General features: G+C 37.0%; 9 protein-coding genes. 1 reads left to right on the plus strand and 8 read right to left on the minus strand.

What is annotated here, in order from left to right:
- Positions 1 to 95: 95 nt before the first annotated feature.
- A complete protein-coding gene (locus tag LIX58_RS03015) occupies positions 96 to 1,286 on the minus strand; it encodes a glycine C-acetyltransferase (protein WP_226386068.1) in 1,191 nt (396 codons plus the stop codon).
- 257 nt (positions 1,287 to 1,543) lie between these two features.
- On the opposite strand from LIX58_RS03015, the gene LIX58_RS03020 reads away from it, so the two are divergent.
- On the plus strand, positions 1,544 to 2,707 hold the full coding sequence (locus tag LIX58_RS03020; RefSeq protein WP_154838080.1) for a M20 family metallopeptidase: 1,164 nt from the start codon (positions 1,544 to 1,546) through the stop codon (positions 2,705 to 2,707).
- A 113-nt stretch (positions 2,708 to 2,820) separates the two neighbouring features.
- Here the strand turns inward: LIX58_RS03020 and tuf are convergent, their stop codons facing one another.
- The 7 genes from tuf to rpoB all read right to left on the minus strand — a co-directional run bounded on the left by tuf (position 2,821) and on the right by rpoB (position 15,269).
- Entirely contained in the window at positions 2,821 to 4,005 is a 1,185-nt protein-coding gene (gene tuf, locus LIX58_RS03025; protein WP_126566021.1) for an elongation factor Tu, read from the minus strand.
- Between the two features lie 210 nt (positions 4,006 to 4,215).
- Positions 4,216 to 6,297 carry an elongation factor G gene (fusA, locus tag LIX58_RS03030; RefSeq protein WP_154838082.1) on the minus strand — a complete coding sequence of 694 codons (2,082 nt, stop codon included), beginning with the start codon at positions 6,295 to 6,297 and terminating at the stop codon, positions 4,216 to 4,218.
- Between the two features lie 126 nt (positions 6,298 to 6,423).
- A complete protein-coding gene (gene rpsG, locus LIX58_RS03035) occupies positions 6,424 to 6,894 on the minus strand; it encodes a 30S ribosomal protein S7 (protein WP_001137495.1) in 471 nt (156 codons plus the stop codon).
- A gap of 70 nt (positions 6,895 to 6,964) precedes the next feature.
- On the minus strand, positions 6,965 to 7,378 hold the full coding sequence (rpsL, locus tag LIX58_RS03040; protein ID WP_103328833.1) for a 30S ribosomal protein S12: 414 nt from the start codon (positions 7,376 to 7,378) through the stop codon (positions 6,965 to 6,967).
- An 89-nt stretch (positions 7,379 to 7,467) separates the two neighbouring features.
- On the minus strand, positions 7,468 to 7,728 hold the full coding sequence (locus tag LIX58_RS03045) for a ribosomal L7Ae/L30e/S12e/Gadd45 family protein (protein ID WP_103297568.1): 261 nt from the start codon (positions 7,726 to 7,728) through the stop codon (positions 7,468 to 7,470).
- A 198-nt stretch (positions 7,729 to 7,926) separates the two neighbouring features.
- A complete protein-coding gene (gene rpoC, locus LIX58_RS03050) occupies positions 7,927 to 11,520 on the minus strand; it encodes a DNA-directed RNA polymerase subunit beta' (RefSeq protein WP_186805203.1) in 3,594 nt (1,197 codons plus the stop codon).
- A gap of 197 nt (positions 11,521 to 11,717) precedes the next feature.
- Positions 11,718 to 15,269, minus strand: a complete 3,552-nt coding sequence (gene rpoB / locus LIX58_RS03055) for a DNA-directed RNA polymerase subunit beta (RefSeq protein WP_226386069.1) — start codon at positions 15,267 to 15,269, stop codon at positions 11,718 to 11,720.
- Positions 15,270 to 15,473 lie beyond the last annotated feature (204 nt).

Below are 15,473 nucleotides of genomic sequence, written 5' to 3' on the forward strand. Positions count from 1 at the left end.
TATATCATTTTCAGTTTATCACTCCATAATACAAAAAACACCCATAAGCCTAATAGCCTATGGATGTTTCGATATTATAAAATGTAGTCATTTTATTATTTAATTGTTCCTAGTTCTTTACCTACTTTTTCATAAGCAGCGATAGCTTTATCTAACATTTCTTTAGTATGTGCTGCAGTAGGCATATTTCTTACACGACCTGTACCACGTGGAACTGTTGGGAAGACGATAGATTTAACATAGATACCTTCGTCTTTAAGACGTTTACTGAATTCTTGTGTTTCTTTTTCATCACCAATAATAACTGGAGTAATTGGTGTTTCTGATTCGCCAGTGTTGAAACCTATTTTTTCTAATCCTTGTTTCAAGTATTTAGCGTTATCCCATAATTTATCATGTAGTTCAGTAGAAGCCATTAATTTTCTTACAGCTTCAGTGATGGCTTTAGTGTCACCAGGCGCTAATGATGTTGAGAATAAGAATGGTCTTGATTGTGCTTTTAACCAATCGACAAGTTCTTTAGAACCTGCTACATAGCCACCAACTACACCGATTGCTTTTGAAAGTGTACCGTTTTGGAAGTCGATTTTATCTTGTAAACCGAAATGTTTAACTGTACCTGCGCCTTTACCCATTACGCCTGAACCATGTGCATCATCCACATATGTGATTAAGCCAAACTCTTCAGCGATTTCAACGATTTCTGGTAATTTAGCAACGTCTCCATCCATACTGAATACACCATCAGTGATGTACATTACTTTGTTGTATTGACCAGATTCAACAGCTTCTTTAGCTTTTGCTCTTAAATCGTCCATATCAGAGTGGTTAACACGGATGATTTTAGCTTTTGATAAACGACAACCATCAATAATAGATGCGTGGTTTAATTCATCTGAAAGGATAGCATCATTCTTGTTCATTACTGCTGAAATAGCTGCCATATTACAGTTAAATCCTGATTGATAAGCGATAGCTGCTTCAGTACCTTTGAATTCAGCTAATGTTTGTTCTAATTCATCATGTAAATCTAAAGTACCGTTGATTGAACGTACAGCACCTGCACCTACACCGTGAGAATCGATAGCTGATTTAGCAGCAGTTTTTAAATCTTCGTTTGTAGCTAGTCCTAAATAGTTGTTTGAAGATAAGTTGATGTATTGTTTTCCATTGATAGTAATTTCTGGGCCGTTCGCACCTTCAATTGAATCAATTTCATTGTATAATCCATTATCTTTTAAATATTGGATATTTTCTTCTAAAAAGTTGTGTAAAGATTGAACCATTGTCATTTCCCCTTTTATTTATTTATCAACATTATCATAACTGATTTTTGAAGAACATGAAAGCACTATCATGCCTGTAAATTCAATATATTTCATATTCTTCATACCATGTACAATTGTATTTTCAATGTGTATTTATTACGTATTTTTAGCTATTTTGGTACTTCATTTTCAAAAAATAAGAAAAGAAACTATTGAGAGATTTAAGAGTTTGATATACTAAAAATCATAATAAAGAGGAAGAAGGCGTTAGTGTAATGGATTGGTTTCAATTAGCCAGTAAAAAGGAAAATAGAATGATTCAGATGCGTCGATATATGCATCAATATCCTGAACCTTCTTTCGAAGAATCATGGACACATAATTATATTCTTAATCAATTAAGTCATTTAGATTGTGAAATTGAATCGCCAGTAGGCCGTAATGGTATTAAAGCTACGTTTAGAGGGAAAGGAAATGGCCCAACTGTAGCCTTCCGAGCTGACTTTGACGCGTTGCCTATACAAGAATTAAATGATGTTCCTTATAAATCTAAAAATGAAGGCTTTATGCATGCATGTGGTCATGACGGACATACCGCTATTCTATTAGGTGTGGCTGAGATTGTGCATGAACATCGTCATTTATTAAAAGGAAATGTGGTATTTATCTTCCAGTACGGCGAGGAAATTATGCCTGGTGGTTCACAAGAAATGATTGATGATGGTTGTCTTAAAGATGTTGATAAGATATATGGTACGCATTTGTGGAGTGGTTACCCTACAGGTACGATTTATTCACGTCCTGGAGCGATTATGGCTTCTCCAGATGAATTCTCAATTACAATAAAAGGTAGAGGTGGTCATGGCGCAAAACCTCATGAAACAATCGATCCTATTGTAATTATGGCCGAATTTATTCTTAGTGCGCAAAAGATCGTCTCACGTACTATCGACCCGGTAAAAGAAGCAGTACTAACATTTGGCATGGTACAAGCTGGTTCTTCAGATAGTGTTATTCCAGATTCAGCATTTTGTAAAGGTACCGTGCGTACGTTTGATACAGAGTTACAGGCACACATTCAAAATAAAATGGATAAATTATTGCAAGGTCTCGCGCTAGCCAATGATATCACTTATGAAATGGAATATATTCGTGGTTACTTACCAGTTCATAATCATGTAAGTGGATATGAAGTGGTAAAACAAGCAGCGAATGAGATGCATTTACGCTTTAATGAATCAGAGCTTATGATGATTGGCGAAGACTTTTCTCATTATTTAAAAGTGCGTCCAGGAGCATTTTTCTTAACAGGCTGTGGTAATCATGATAAAGGCATTACAGCGCCTCATCATAATCCACATTTTGATATCGATGAAGCAGCATTTAAGTATGCAGCTAGTGAGTTTTTAAAGATTTTAGAAATAGAACAAGTATTTTAATTATAAACGTCTATGCGACATCATTTTTTATGAAAACGCATAGACGTTTTTTAAATAAATTTGTATAAAAAAAGACTCCCAAAAGGGAGTCTTGAAATATTGAATAATTAAAATTATTCCATGATTTCAGTTACAACGCCTGATCCTACAGTACGTCCACCTTCACGGATTGAGAAACGAGTACCGTCTTCAATTGCGATAGGAGCGATTAATTCTACTGTCATTTCAACGTTGTCGCCAGGCATAACCATTTCTGTACCTTCTGGTAAGTTAACAACACCAGTTACGTCAGTAGTACGGAAATAGAATTGTGGACGATAGTTTGAGAAGAATGGAGTGTGACGTCCACCTTCGTCTTTAGATAAAACGTATACGTCTGCTTTGAATTTAGTGTGAGGTGTGATTGAACCTGGAGCAGCTAATACTTGACCACGTTGTACGTCTTCACGAGCAACACCACGTAATAATGCACCGATGTTGTCACCAGCTTCAGCGTAGTCTAATAATTTACGGAACATTTCTACACCAGTAACAGTTGTTTTAGAAGTGTCGTGTAAACCGATGATTTCAACTTCTTCACCAACTTTGATTTGACCACGTTCAACACGGCCTGTAGCAACAGTACCACGACCAGTGATTGAGAATACGTCCTCAACTGGCATCATGAATGGTTTGTCAGAATCACGTTCTGGAGTTGGAATGTAATCATCAACTGCTTGCATTAATTCTAAGATTTTTTCTTCGTATTGAGCATCGCCTTCTAAAGCTTTTAATGCTGAACCAGCGATTACAGGTACATCGTCACCTGGGAAGTCGTATTCAGATAATAAGTCACGTACTTCCATTTCAACTAATTCTAATAATTCTTCATCGTCAACCATGTCAACTTTGTTTAAGAATACTACTAATGCTGGTACACCAACGTTACGTGATAAAAGAATGTGTTCACGAGTTTGTGGCATTGGACCGTCAGCAGCAGATACTACTAAGATACCGCCGTCCATTTGAGCAGCACCAGTGATCATGTTTTTAACATAGTCAGCGTGTCCTGGGCAGTCAACGTGAGCATAGTGACGTTTGTCAGTTTGATATTCGATGTGAGCAGTATTGATTGTAATACCACGTTCTCTTTCTTCTGGAGCGTTGTCAATCATGTCATATGATTGTGCTACAGTGTCACCATTTTTAGCTAATACAGTTGCGATAGCAGCTGTTAAAGTAGTTTTACCATGGTCAACGTGACCGATAGTACCAATATTGGCATGTTCTTTTGAGCGATCAAATTTTTCTTTTGCCATTATTAAATCTCTCCTATTCTAGTAAAAGTTATTTCAATATTATCTCTCATGATAGTTTCTCACCATCATGAGAAATAATGATTGTTATTAAAAGAATTCATAGTTCTTTTATAATGCATTTTTCGCAAAAAATCAATTCATAAAGATGATAGCTTAAATAATAAGCTCAAGCTGTATTTTAACTAGATTTACTAGTTAAAACAAGTTTAATTATTCACCTTTATTTTTCTTGATGATGTCATCAGCAATTGATTTTGGAACTTCTGCATAGTGGTCAAAGTACATAGTGTAAGTACCGCGACCTTGAGTGTTAGAACGTAATGAAGTTGCATAACCGAACATTTCTGAAAGTGGTACATAAGCGTTAACAACTTGTGCATTACCACGAGGTTCCATACCATCAACACGTCCACGACGAGCTGTTACGTCACCCATGATATCACCCATGTATTCTTCAGGCATTTCGATTGTAACTTTCATCATTGGTTCTAAGATAACTGGATCACATTTTTTAGCAGCTTCTTTAAGTGCTAAAGATGCAGCAATTTTGAAGGCCATTTCAGATGAATCGACATCATGGTATGAACCATCAAATAATTTAGCTTTAACATCGATTAAAGGATAACCAGCTAAGACACCGTTTTCCATAGCATCTTTAAGACCAGCTTCAACTGATGGAATGTATTCACGAGGAACTACACCACCAACGATAGCGTTTTCGAATTCGAAACCAGCACCAGTTTCGTTTGGTGTGAATTCAATGTGAACATCACCATATTGACCACGACCACCAGATTGACGAGAGAATTTACCTTGAACTTGTGCAGATTGCTTGAATGTTTCACGATATGAAACCATTGGAGCACCTACGTTACATTCAACGTTGAATTCTTTCTTCATACGGTCAACTAAGATGTCTAAGTGTAACTCACCCATACCACCGATGATAACTTGTCCAGTTTCTTCATCTGTGTGAGCATGGAATGTTGGGTCTTCTTCTTGTAATTTAACTAAAGCTTGAGTCATTTTATCTTGGTCAGCTTTAGATTTTGGTTCTACTGATAAATGGATAACTGGTTCTGGGAATTCCATTGATTCTAAGATAATGTCATTCTTTTCACCACATAATGTGTCACCAGTACCTGTATCTTTAAGACCAACTGCAGCAGCGATATCACCTGAGTAAACAGTATCAATCTCTTGACGTGAGTTAGCGTGCATTTGTAATAAACGACCTACACGTTCACGTTTGTCTTTAGTTGAGTTCTTAATATAAGAACCTGAAGTTAATGTACCTGAATATACACGGAAGAAAGTTAATTTACCAACATAAGGGTCAGTCATAACTTTGAATGCTAATGCAGCGAATTCAGCTGAATCGTCTGGTTTAGCAATTACTTCTTCTTCTGGATTTTCAGCACGGTGTCCAACGATTGGTTTAACATCTAAAGGAGATGGTAAGTAATCGATTACTGCGTTAAGCATTAATTGAACACCTTTGTTTTTGAATGCTGTACCGCAAAGTACTGGGTAGAATTCTACGTCAGTAGTAGCTTGACGGATAGCATCTTTTAATTCTTCAACTGAAATTTCTTCGTCACCAAGATATTTTTCCATTAATTCGTCATTGCTTTCAGCAACTGCTTCGATTAAGTTAGCACGAGCTTCTTCTGCTCTATCTTTGTGATCTTCAGGAATTTCAATTTCATCGATTTCTGTACCTAAGTCGTTTGTATATTTGAAGCATTTCATTTCAACTAAGTCGATGATAGCTTCAAATTCGTCTTCGGCACCAATTGGTAATTGGATAGGCGCAGCGTTAGCTTGTAAGCGATCGTGAATTGTGCTTACAGAGTAATCGAAGTTTGCACCTAATTTATCCATTTTGTTTACGAATACGATACGAGGTACACCATAAGTAGTAGCCTGACGCCAAACTGTTTCAGTTTGAGGTTCTACACCTGATTGAGCATCAAGTACAGTAACCGCACCGTCAAGTACACGTAATGAACGTTCAACCTCTACAGTGAAGTCTACGTGTCCTGGTGTATCGATAATGTTTACACGGTGGTCTTGCCATTGTGCTGTTGTAGCAGCAGATGTGATAGTAATACCACGGTCTTGTTCTTGTTCCATCCAGTCCATTTGTGAAGCACCTTCGTGTGTTTCACCAATTTTGTGGATACGACCTGTATAGTATAAAATACGTTCAGTCGTAGTTGTTTTACCAGCATCGATGTGAGCCATGATACCGATGTTACGAGTGTTTTTCAATGAAAAGTCTCTAGCCATTGTTTTTCTCCTTCCAGTTATTACTGAATAAGTACTATAGAATATGGCGATGCCCTAAGCACGAACCATCTTTAACTTGGTAAACCAATTTGTCGACGGAACACACTCAGGGTTAAAGCTTTTATCTTACCAACGGTAGTGAGCGAATGCTTTGTTCGCTTCAGCCATTTTGTGAGTATCCTCACGTTTTTTAACTGCACCACCTGTATTATTAGCAGCGTCTAAGATTTCGTTAGCTAAACGATCTTCCATAGTTTTTTCACCACGAAGACGAGCATAGTTAACTAACCAACGTAATCCTAAAGTAGTACGACGTTCTGGGCGTACCTCAACTGGTACTTGGTAGTTTGAACCACCCACACGACGAGCTTTTACTTCTAATACTGGCATAATGTTGTTGATTGCTTCTTCGAATACTTCTAAAGCATCACGACCACTGCGTTGTTCCACAAGGTCAAATGCTGAATAAAGAATTCTTTGAGCTGTTCCGCGTTTACCATCTAACATAATTTTGTTAATTAATTTAGTAACTAACTTAGAGTTATGAATTGGATCTGGTAATACGTCTCTTTTAGGTACTGATCCTTTACGAGGCATAATGAAAATCCTCCCTTCCTATTATAATATATTCTCAAAAATTGATATTAAAATTTACACAATCTTAATCTTAATTTTTAGGTTTTTTAGTTCCGTATAATGAACGACCTTGTCTACGTCCATCAACACCTGAAGTATCAAGCGCACCACGTACGATATGGTAACGCACACCAGGTAAGTCTTTTACACGTCCACCACGTACAAGTACAACACTGTGTTCTTGTAAGTTATGGCCGATACCAGGAATGTATGCGTTGATTTCAATGTTGTTTGATAAACGCACACGTGCATATTTACGTAAAGCTGAGTTAGGTTTTTTAGGTGTCATAGTACCTACACGAGTACAAACACCACGTTTTTGAGGTGAGTTTAAGTTAGTAAATTGTTTCTTTTTACTATTAAAACCTCTGTTTAAAGCTGGTGAATCTGATTTTTTAGTTTTGCTTTGTCTAGGTTTACGTACTAATTGGTTAATAGTTGGCATTGAAATGTCCTCCTCTCTTCACTTTTTAATTCCACACATCCAGGTGGTTCATTTTTAGATTAAATAAAATTTAGTAAGCAATATACTTACTAATTCTCATTCAATAACGCAACAATGGTTGCATTAACATTGATACCTACATATTTCCCTAAAGCTTGTTTGCTTTGAAAATATGAAATAGATATATTTTTATGATTGATTTGACTAAATACGCGAGCCAATAAATGGACTTCAACGTCTTGAGCAATAATCAATGATGCAACTTGATCTCGTTTTAACGCTTTAAGCGTTTCTTTAAGACCAACCACAAAGTGTTGTTTGTTAAAGCGTGCAACTTTTTCATTAGACATTAACATATCCTCCAAAGTTCTGCTTGCATCAACCTTTAATATAGTAACACTTTTAAACGTATCAAGTCAACAATTTTTGTAGACTTTTTACTCATTTTCAAATAATAAAAAATGAGAGCGAGACTTCAACCTCAAAAGATTGATAAGTCTCGTCTCACTAACAATGAAGATAAATCTTAAGCAGTGTTATCTCATCTATTATTCAGTAACTTCAACTTCTTCAGTTTCAGAAACTGGTGTTCCAGCTTTATCGTATTTAACGTCACTATAACGTCTCATACCTGTACCAGCAGGAATTAACTTACCGATAATAACGTTCTCTTTAAGACCTAATAAGTCATCACGTTTACCTTTTATAGCAGCATCAGTAAGTACACGAGTAGTTTCTTGGAATGAAGCAGCTGATAAGAAACTTTCTGTTTCAAGAGAAGCTTTAGTAATACCAAGTAATACTGGTTTAGCAGTAGCTGGGCGTTTACGTTCTTTGAATGCTTCTCTGTTAGCATCTGTAAAGTTATGGATATCAACTAATGAACCTGGTAATAGTTTAGTGTCACCAGCTTCGATGATTCTAACTTTACGTAACATTTGTCTAACCATTACTTCAACGTGTTTATCGTCGATTTCTACACCTTGCATACGATAAACTTTTTGTACTTCTTTAAGTAAGTAGCTTTCAGTCGCATTTAAACCAGCAACAGCTAAGAAGTTCTTAGGCTCAATAGAACCTTCAGTTAATACTTCACCGCGTTCAACTGATTGACCAACTTCAACTACAATTCTTGAAGTACCTGAAGCTAAGTAAGATCTTGTTTCGTTAGCACCTTTAATCACAATTTCTTGTTGGCGATCTTTAGCTAATTTAATATCTTCAACTACACCTTCGATTTCCGTAATTACCGCTTGACCTTTAGGGTTACGCGCTTCGAAAATCTCTTGGATACGTGGAAGACCTTGTGTGATATCGCTTCCGGCTACCCCACCTGTATGGAATGTACGCATTGTAAGTTGGGTACCTGGTTCCCCGATTGATTGAGCGGCGATTGTACCAACAGCTTCACCAACTTCAACTTTTTCACCTGTAGCAAGGTTTTTACCGTAACATTTTTCACATACACCATGACGTGTGTTACAAGTAAATGCTGAACGGATGTACATTTGTTCGATACCAGCATCTGTAATTTGTTTAGCAATTTCTGCTGTGATTAATTCGTCTGGACGAATGATGATTTCATCTGTTTCAGGATGACGAATTGTTTCTTTAGAATAACGACCTTCGATACGTTCGATGAATGGTTCAATCATTTCTGTACCTTCTCTGATGTCAGAAACTAATAAACCACGGTCTGTACCACAATCTTCTTCACGAACGATAACATCTTGTGCAACGTCAACAAGACGACGAGTAAGGTAACCTGAGTCAGCTGTTTTAAGGGCTGTATCGGCAAGACCTTTACGCGCACCGTGTGTAGAGATGAAGTATTCTAATACTGTTAAACCTTCACGGAATGATGATGTGATTGGTAACTCGATAATTTTACCTGATGGCGCAGCCATTAATCCACGCATACCAGCTAATTGTGTAAAGTTAGATGCGTTACCACGGGCACCAGAGTCACTCATCATGAAGATTGGGTTTGTTTTCTCAAGAGACTGCATTAATTCGCCTTGAATTTGGTCTTTAGCGTCAGTCCAAATTTCAACAACAGCGTTATAACGTTCATCTTCAGTAATTAAACCACGGTTGAATTGTTTAGATACACGTTCAACTAATTTCTCATGTTCATCTAAGATTTGTTGTTTATCTGGAAGTACCACGATGTCAGATACACCAACAGTGATACCAGCTTTAGATGAATATTTGAAACCTAAGTCTTTCATACGGTCAAGCATCATAGATGTATCTGTAATGCTAAATCTGTTGAAGACTTCAGCGATAATATTTCCTAAGAATTTTTTATTGAATGGTTCGATAAGTTCTTTGTCCTCGAAGTATTCTTTAAGACCACCTTCACCTAATTCAGTTGGGTTGATGAAGTATTTATCTGGTGTTTTATCTTCAAGGTTAGCTTGAGAAGGTTCGTTAATGTAAGCAAATGAATCTGGAATGATTTCATTGAATATAACTTTACCTACTGATGTAACTAAGATCTTATTGTTTTGTTCTTCGGTGAACGTTGGATTGTTAAATGATTTAGCATGTACACCAATACGAGTGTGTAAATGAACATAACCATTTGCATAAGCTTTAAGCACTTCGTTAGTGTCATTGAAAATAACACCAGTGTTAACAGCATCTGTACGTTCTAATGTTAGGTAATAGTTACCTAATACCATATCTTGTGATGGTGTAACTACAGGTTTACCATCTTTAGGGTTCAAGATGTTTTGAGCAGCTAACATTAACATACGTGCTTCAGCTTGTGCTTCTTTAGATAAAGGTACGTGAACGGCCATTTGGTCACCGTCAAAGTCCGCATTGTAAGCAGTTGTTACAAGTGGGTGAAGACGGATTGCACGACCTTCTACTAAAGTAGGTTCGAATGCTTGGATACCTAATCTGTGAAGTGTAGGTGCACGGTTAAGTAATACAGGGTGTTCTCTAATTACATCCTCTAATACATCCCATACTTCGTCATCCATACGCTCAATTTTGCTTTTAGCATTTTTAATGTTTGTAGCAATTTCGCGTTGAACTAATTCTTTCATTACGAATGGTTTGAATAATTCAAGAGCCATTTCTTTTGGAAGACCGCATTGATACATTTTCAAGCTTGGTCCTACTGCGATAACTGAACGTCCAGAGTAGTCTACACGTTTACCAAGTAAGTTTTGACGGAAACGTCCTTGTTTACCTTTCAACATGTGAGAAAGTGATTTCAATGGTCTGTTACCTGGACCAGTTACCGGACGACCACGACGACCATTATCAATTAAAGCATCTACTGCTTCTTGTAACATACGTTTTTCGTTTTGAACGATGATGCCAGGAGCACCAAGATCTAATAAACGTTTTAAACGGTTGTTACGGTTGATAACACGACGATATAAGTCGTTTAAATCACTTGTAGCAAAACGTCCACCATCTAATTGAACCATTGGACGAATTTCTGGTGGGATGATTGGAAGTACATCTAAAATCATCCATGAAGGATTGTTACCAGAATTTCTAAATGATTCTACAACTTCTAAACGTTTGATGGCACGAGTTAATCTTTGACCAGTCGCAGATTCTAACTCATCACGTAATGTTTTTAATTCTTCATCTAAGTTGATTTCTTCTAATAGGTCTTTAATACCTTCAGCACCCATTTTAGCCACAAATTGGCCTGGGTATTTATCATAATAATCTCGGAATTCTGCTTCAGATAATAAAGATTTCTTCTCTAAGCCAGTTGGACCTGGATCTACTACAACATAAGAAGCAAAGTAAATAACTTCTTCTAATGCTCTAGGAGACATGTCTAATAAAAGACCCATGCGACTTGGGATACCTTTGAAATACCAAATATGAGATACAGGAGCTGCTAATTCAATATGTCCCATTCTTTCACGACGTACTTTAGATTTAGTTACTTCTACGCCACATCTATCACATACCATGCCTTTGTAACGTACACGTTTGTACTTACCACAACTACATTCCCAGTCTTTTGTAGGTCCAAAAATTCTTTCACAGAAAAGACCATCTTTTTCTGGTTTCAAAGTACGATAGTTAATTGTTTCAGGTTTTTTAACTTCACCGTAAGACCAAGAACGGATTTTTTCAGGTGAGGCTAAACCGATTTTCATATAATGGAAATTATTTACATCAATCAAGGAGCCTACCTCCTTCAATTTAGATTAGCTGTGCTATTTGATTGATTCACATTTATTGAAACTAAAAATAAGTTAGAAAAGATAGTGTCTAGGAAAGCTAAAGTGGAAACCTTAACTTTCCTTAGCACCTTTATCTTTTACTTCATACTATTTCTATACTTAATTGCAAATTAGTCAGTAGTTTCTTTTTGAGTTTCTGGAACATCTTTCTGTTGTAAATCTACTTTGCGCTCAGTTGCCTCTTCATCGTCAACGTCAGCCATTTCGATTTCATTATCATGTTCATCCATTACTTTTACATCTAAACCTAAACTTTGTAATTCTTTCATCAATACGCGGAATGATTCAGGAACACTTGGTCTAGAGATGTTTTCACCTTTAACGATAGCTTCGTAAGTTTTAACACGTCCTACTGTATCGTCAGATTTGTAAGTTAGGATTTCTTGTAATGTGTATGCAGCACCGTATGCTTCAAGTGCCCATACCTCCATCTCACCGAAACGTTGTCCACCGAATTGTGCTTTACCACCAAGTGGTTGTTGCGTAACAAGTGAGTATGGACCAGTTGAACGAGCATGTAATTTGTCGTCAACCATGTGTGCAAGTTTAAGCATGTACATTACACCAACAGAAATACGGTTGTCGAATGGTTCACCAGTACGACCATCATATAAAACAGTTTTACCGTCACGCGCCATACCAGCTTCTTCAATTGTTGACCATACATCATCATCGTTAGCACCATCGAATACTGGTGATGCAACGTGGATGCCTAAGTTTTTAGCAGCCATACCTAAGTGTAACTCTAAAACTTGTCCGATGTTCATACGTGATGGTACACCAAGTGGGTTTAACATGATATCGATTGGACGTCCATCTGGTAAGTAAGGCATATCTTCTTCAGGAACGATTTTAGAGATAACCCCTTTATTACCGTGACGACCACACATTTTGTCCCCAACGTGGATTTTACGTTTTTGAACGATGTAAACACGTACTAATTGGTTGACACCTGGAGATAAAGTATCATCGCCCTCTTCACGATTGAATACTTTAACATCTAGCACGATACCGCCTGCACCATGTGGTACACGTAATGATGTATCGCGTACTTCACGTGCTTTTTCACCGAAGATAGCGTGTAATAATCTTTCCTCGGCTGTTAATTCAGTTACACCTTTAGGCGTTACTTTACCTACTAAGATGTCACCATCTTTAACTTCAGCACCAACATAAACGATACCGCGATCATCTAAGTTTTTAAGTGCATTTTCAGAAACGTTAGGAATATCACGAGTGATTTCTTCAGATCCTAGTTTAGTGTCACGCGCTTCTGATTCATATTCTTCAATATGAATTGAAGTGTAAACGTCATCTTTAACTAAACGTTCACTCATGATTACGGCATCCTCATAGTTATAACCGTCCCAAGTCATGAAACCAACAACGACGTTACGGCCTAAAGCCATTTCGCCTAGTTCCATTGAAGGTCCGTCAGCTAAGATTTCGTTGTATTCAACTACATCGCCAACAGCAACGATTGGACGTTGGTTATAACAAGTACCTGAGTTAGAACGTTTGAATTTAGCTAATGGATAACGGTCTAATTCACCTTCGTGTTCAGTACCGTTCTCTTCAACTAAACGACGTACTAATATTTCATTTGATTCAACGTGTTCAACACGACCTCTGTGTTTAGCAGTGATTGCCGCACCTGAGTCACGTGCTGCTACGTGTTCCATACCAGTACCTACGAAAGGTGCTTCTGGATTCATCAATGGTACCGCTTGACGTTGCATGTTCGCACCCATTAATGCACGGTTAGAGTCATCGTTTTCTAAGAATGGGATACATGCTGTCGCAGCTGATACTACTTGTTTAGGAGATACGTCCATGTAGTCCATTTTTTCTTTAGCCATAACTGTGTTGTTACCACGGAAACGACAAACAACTTCGTCATCTAAGAAACGGCCATTTTCATCTAAGCGAGAGTTCGCTTGGGCTACTACATAGCTATCTTCTTCATCAGCTGTTAAGTAGTCGATTTGATCTGTAATAGAATTAGTATCTAAATCAACTTTACGGTATGGTGTTTCAATGAAACCAAATTCATTAACACGCGCATAACTTGATAATGAGTTAATTAAACCGATGTTTGGTCCCTCTGGTGTTTCGATAGGACACATACGACCATAGTGAGAGTAGTGAACGTCACGTACTTCCATTTGAGCACGTTCACGAGTTAAACCACCAGGTCCTAAGGCAGAAAGACGACGTTTATGTGTCAACTCAGCTAATGGGTTAGCTTGGTCCATGAATTGTGATAATTGAGAGCTACCGAAGAACTCTTTAATTGATGCAATTACAGGACGGATATTGATTAATTGTTGTGGTGTGATTGAATCAGTATCTTGGATTGACATTCTTTCACGTACAACACGTTCCATTCTTGATAAACCGATACGGAATTGGTTTTGTAAAAGTTCACCAACTGAACGTAAACGACGGTTACCTAAATGGTCAATATCATCTGTGTAACCAATGCCATTTAATAAGTTAAAGAAATAACTCATTGAGGCAATGATGTCAGCAGGCGTAATGCATTTAACTTCTGAATCTGGCAATGCATTACCGATTACAGTAGTTGTACGCTCTTCTTCATCATTTGGTACATATACTTTAATAGATTGAATTTCAACAGGCTCGTCAATAACGCTACCTTCTAATTCAAACACTTCACTATTAGCATTAGTTTCTAAAACTTCCATAATTTCGTCTAATTTACGACGGTCTAAAACTGTGCCTTCTTCAGCAACAATTTCACCAGTTTCGCTATTAACGATTGGTTCAGCTAATTTTTGGTTAAATAAACGGTGTTTTAAATGTAATTTCTTGTTTGTTTTGTAACGACCAACACTTGCTAAATCATAACGTTTAGGGTCGAAGAAACGTGAGTATAATAGACTCTTAGCATTTTCAACTGTTGGTGGTTCACCAGGACGTAAACGTTCATAAATTTCTAATAATGCTTGTTCAGTATTTTCAGTGCTGTCTTTCTCAAGCGTATTACGTAAATACTCGCTATCACCTAATAAATCAATAATTTCTTGATCATTAGAGAAACCTAAAGCACGTAATAATACTGTTAAAGGTAATTTACGTGTTCTATCAATACGTACATAAACTACATCTTTAGCATCAGTTTCATATTCTAACCATGCACCACGGTTAGGAATGATTGTCGCATCATAATTTTCACGACCATTTTTGTCAATTTTCTCATTGAAATAAACGGATGGTGAACGTACTAATTGAGAAACAATAACACGTTCTGCACCATTAATTACAAACGTACCTGTATCTGTCATTAATGGGAAGTCACCCATGAACACTTCTTGTTCTTTAACTTCTCCAGTTTCTTTGATAATTAGACGTACTTTAACACGAAGAGGTGCAGCATAAGTAGCGTCACGGTTTTTAGATTCTTCTAAATCATATTTCGGTTCACCTAATCTGTAATCTACAAATTCTAAAGAAAGGTTACCAGTGAAATCTTCAATTGGTGAAATGTCACGGAACATTTCTAATAAACCTTCTTTTAAGAACCAGTCGTAAGATTTAGTTTGAATTTCTATTAAGTTTGGTAATTCTAATACTTCTGAAATTCTCGCATAATTTCTACGTTTACGATGTCTTCCATATTGGACAACTTGACCTGCCAAACAGATTCACCCCTCAAATATTGTGTGATAAACTGATACACAAAACAAAAAGTCGCATAACAAGACAAAAAGAAAACGGCAACACAACTGATGACACCATTTTCGATTCTGCAATTATTCTTGTTTTTCGTACTCATTTTGCGTAAAAGTACACACTTATTGAACATAAATTTTTACATTTTATTACTATATCAGAATACTACC

It is taken from the genome of Staphylococcus sp. Marseille-Q1834, assembly GCF_916858875.1.
GTDB lineage: Bacteria > Bacillota > Bacilli > Staphylococcales > Staphylococcaceae > Staphylococcus > Staphylococcus pragensis.

Coding starts and splice junctions, on each gene's coding strand:
- LIX58_RS03015 (WP_226386068.1), bottom strand. CDS start 1,286: ATGGTTCAATCTTTACACAACTTTTTAGAAGAAAATATCCAATATTTA.
- LIX58_RS03020 (WP_154838080.1), top strand. CDS start 1,544: ATGGATTGGTTTCAATTAGCCAGTAAAAAGGAAAATAGAATGATTCAG.
- tuf (WP_126566021.1), bottom strand. CDS start 4,005: ATGGCAAAAGAAAAATTTGATCGCTCAAAAGAACATGCCAATATTGGT.
- fusA (WP_154838082.1), bottom strand. CDS start 6,297: ATGGCTAGAGACTTTTCATTGAAAAACACTCGTAACATCGGTATCATG.
- rpsG (WP_001137495.1), bottom strand. CDS start 6,894: ATGCCTCGTAAAGGATCAGTACCTAAAAGAGACGTATTACCAGATCCA.
- rpsL (WP_103328833.1), bottom strand. CDS start 7,378: ATGCCAACTATTAACCAATTAGTACGTAAACCTAGACAAAGCAAAACT.
- LIX58_RS03045 (WP_103297568.1), bottom strand. CDS start 7,728: ATGTCTAATGAAAAAGTTGCACGCTTTAACAAACAACACTTTGTGGTT.
- rpoC (WP_186805203.1), bottom strand. CDS start 11,520: ATGAAAATCGGTTTAGCCTCACCTGAAAAAATCCGTTCTTGGTCTTAC.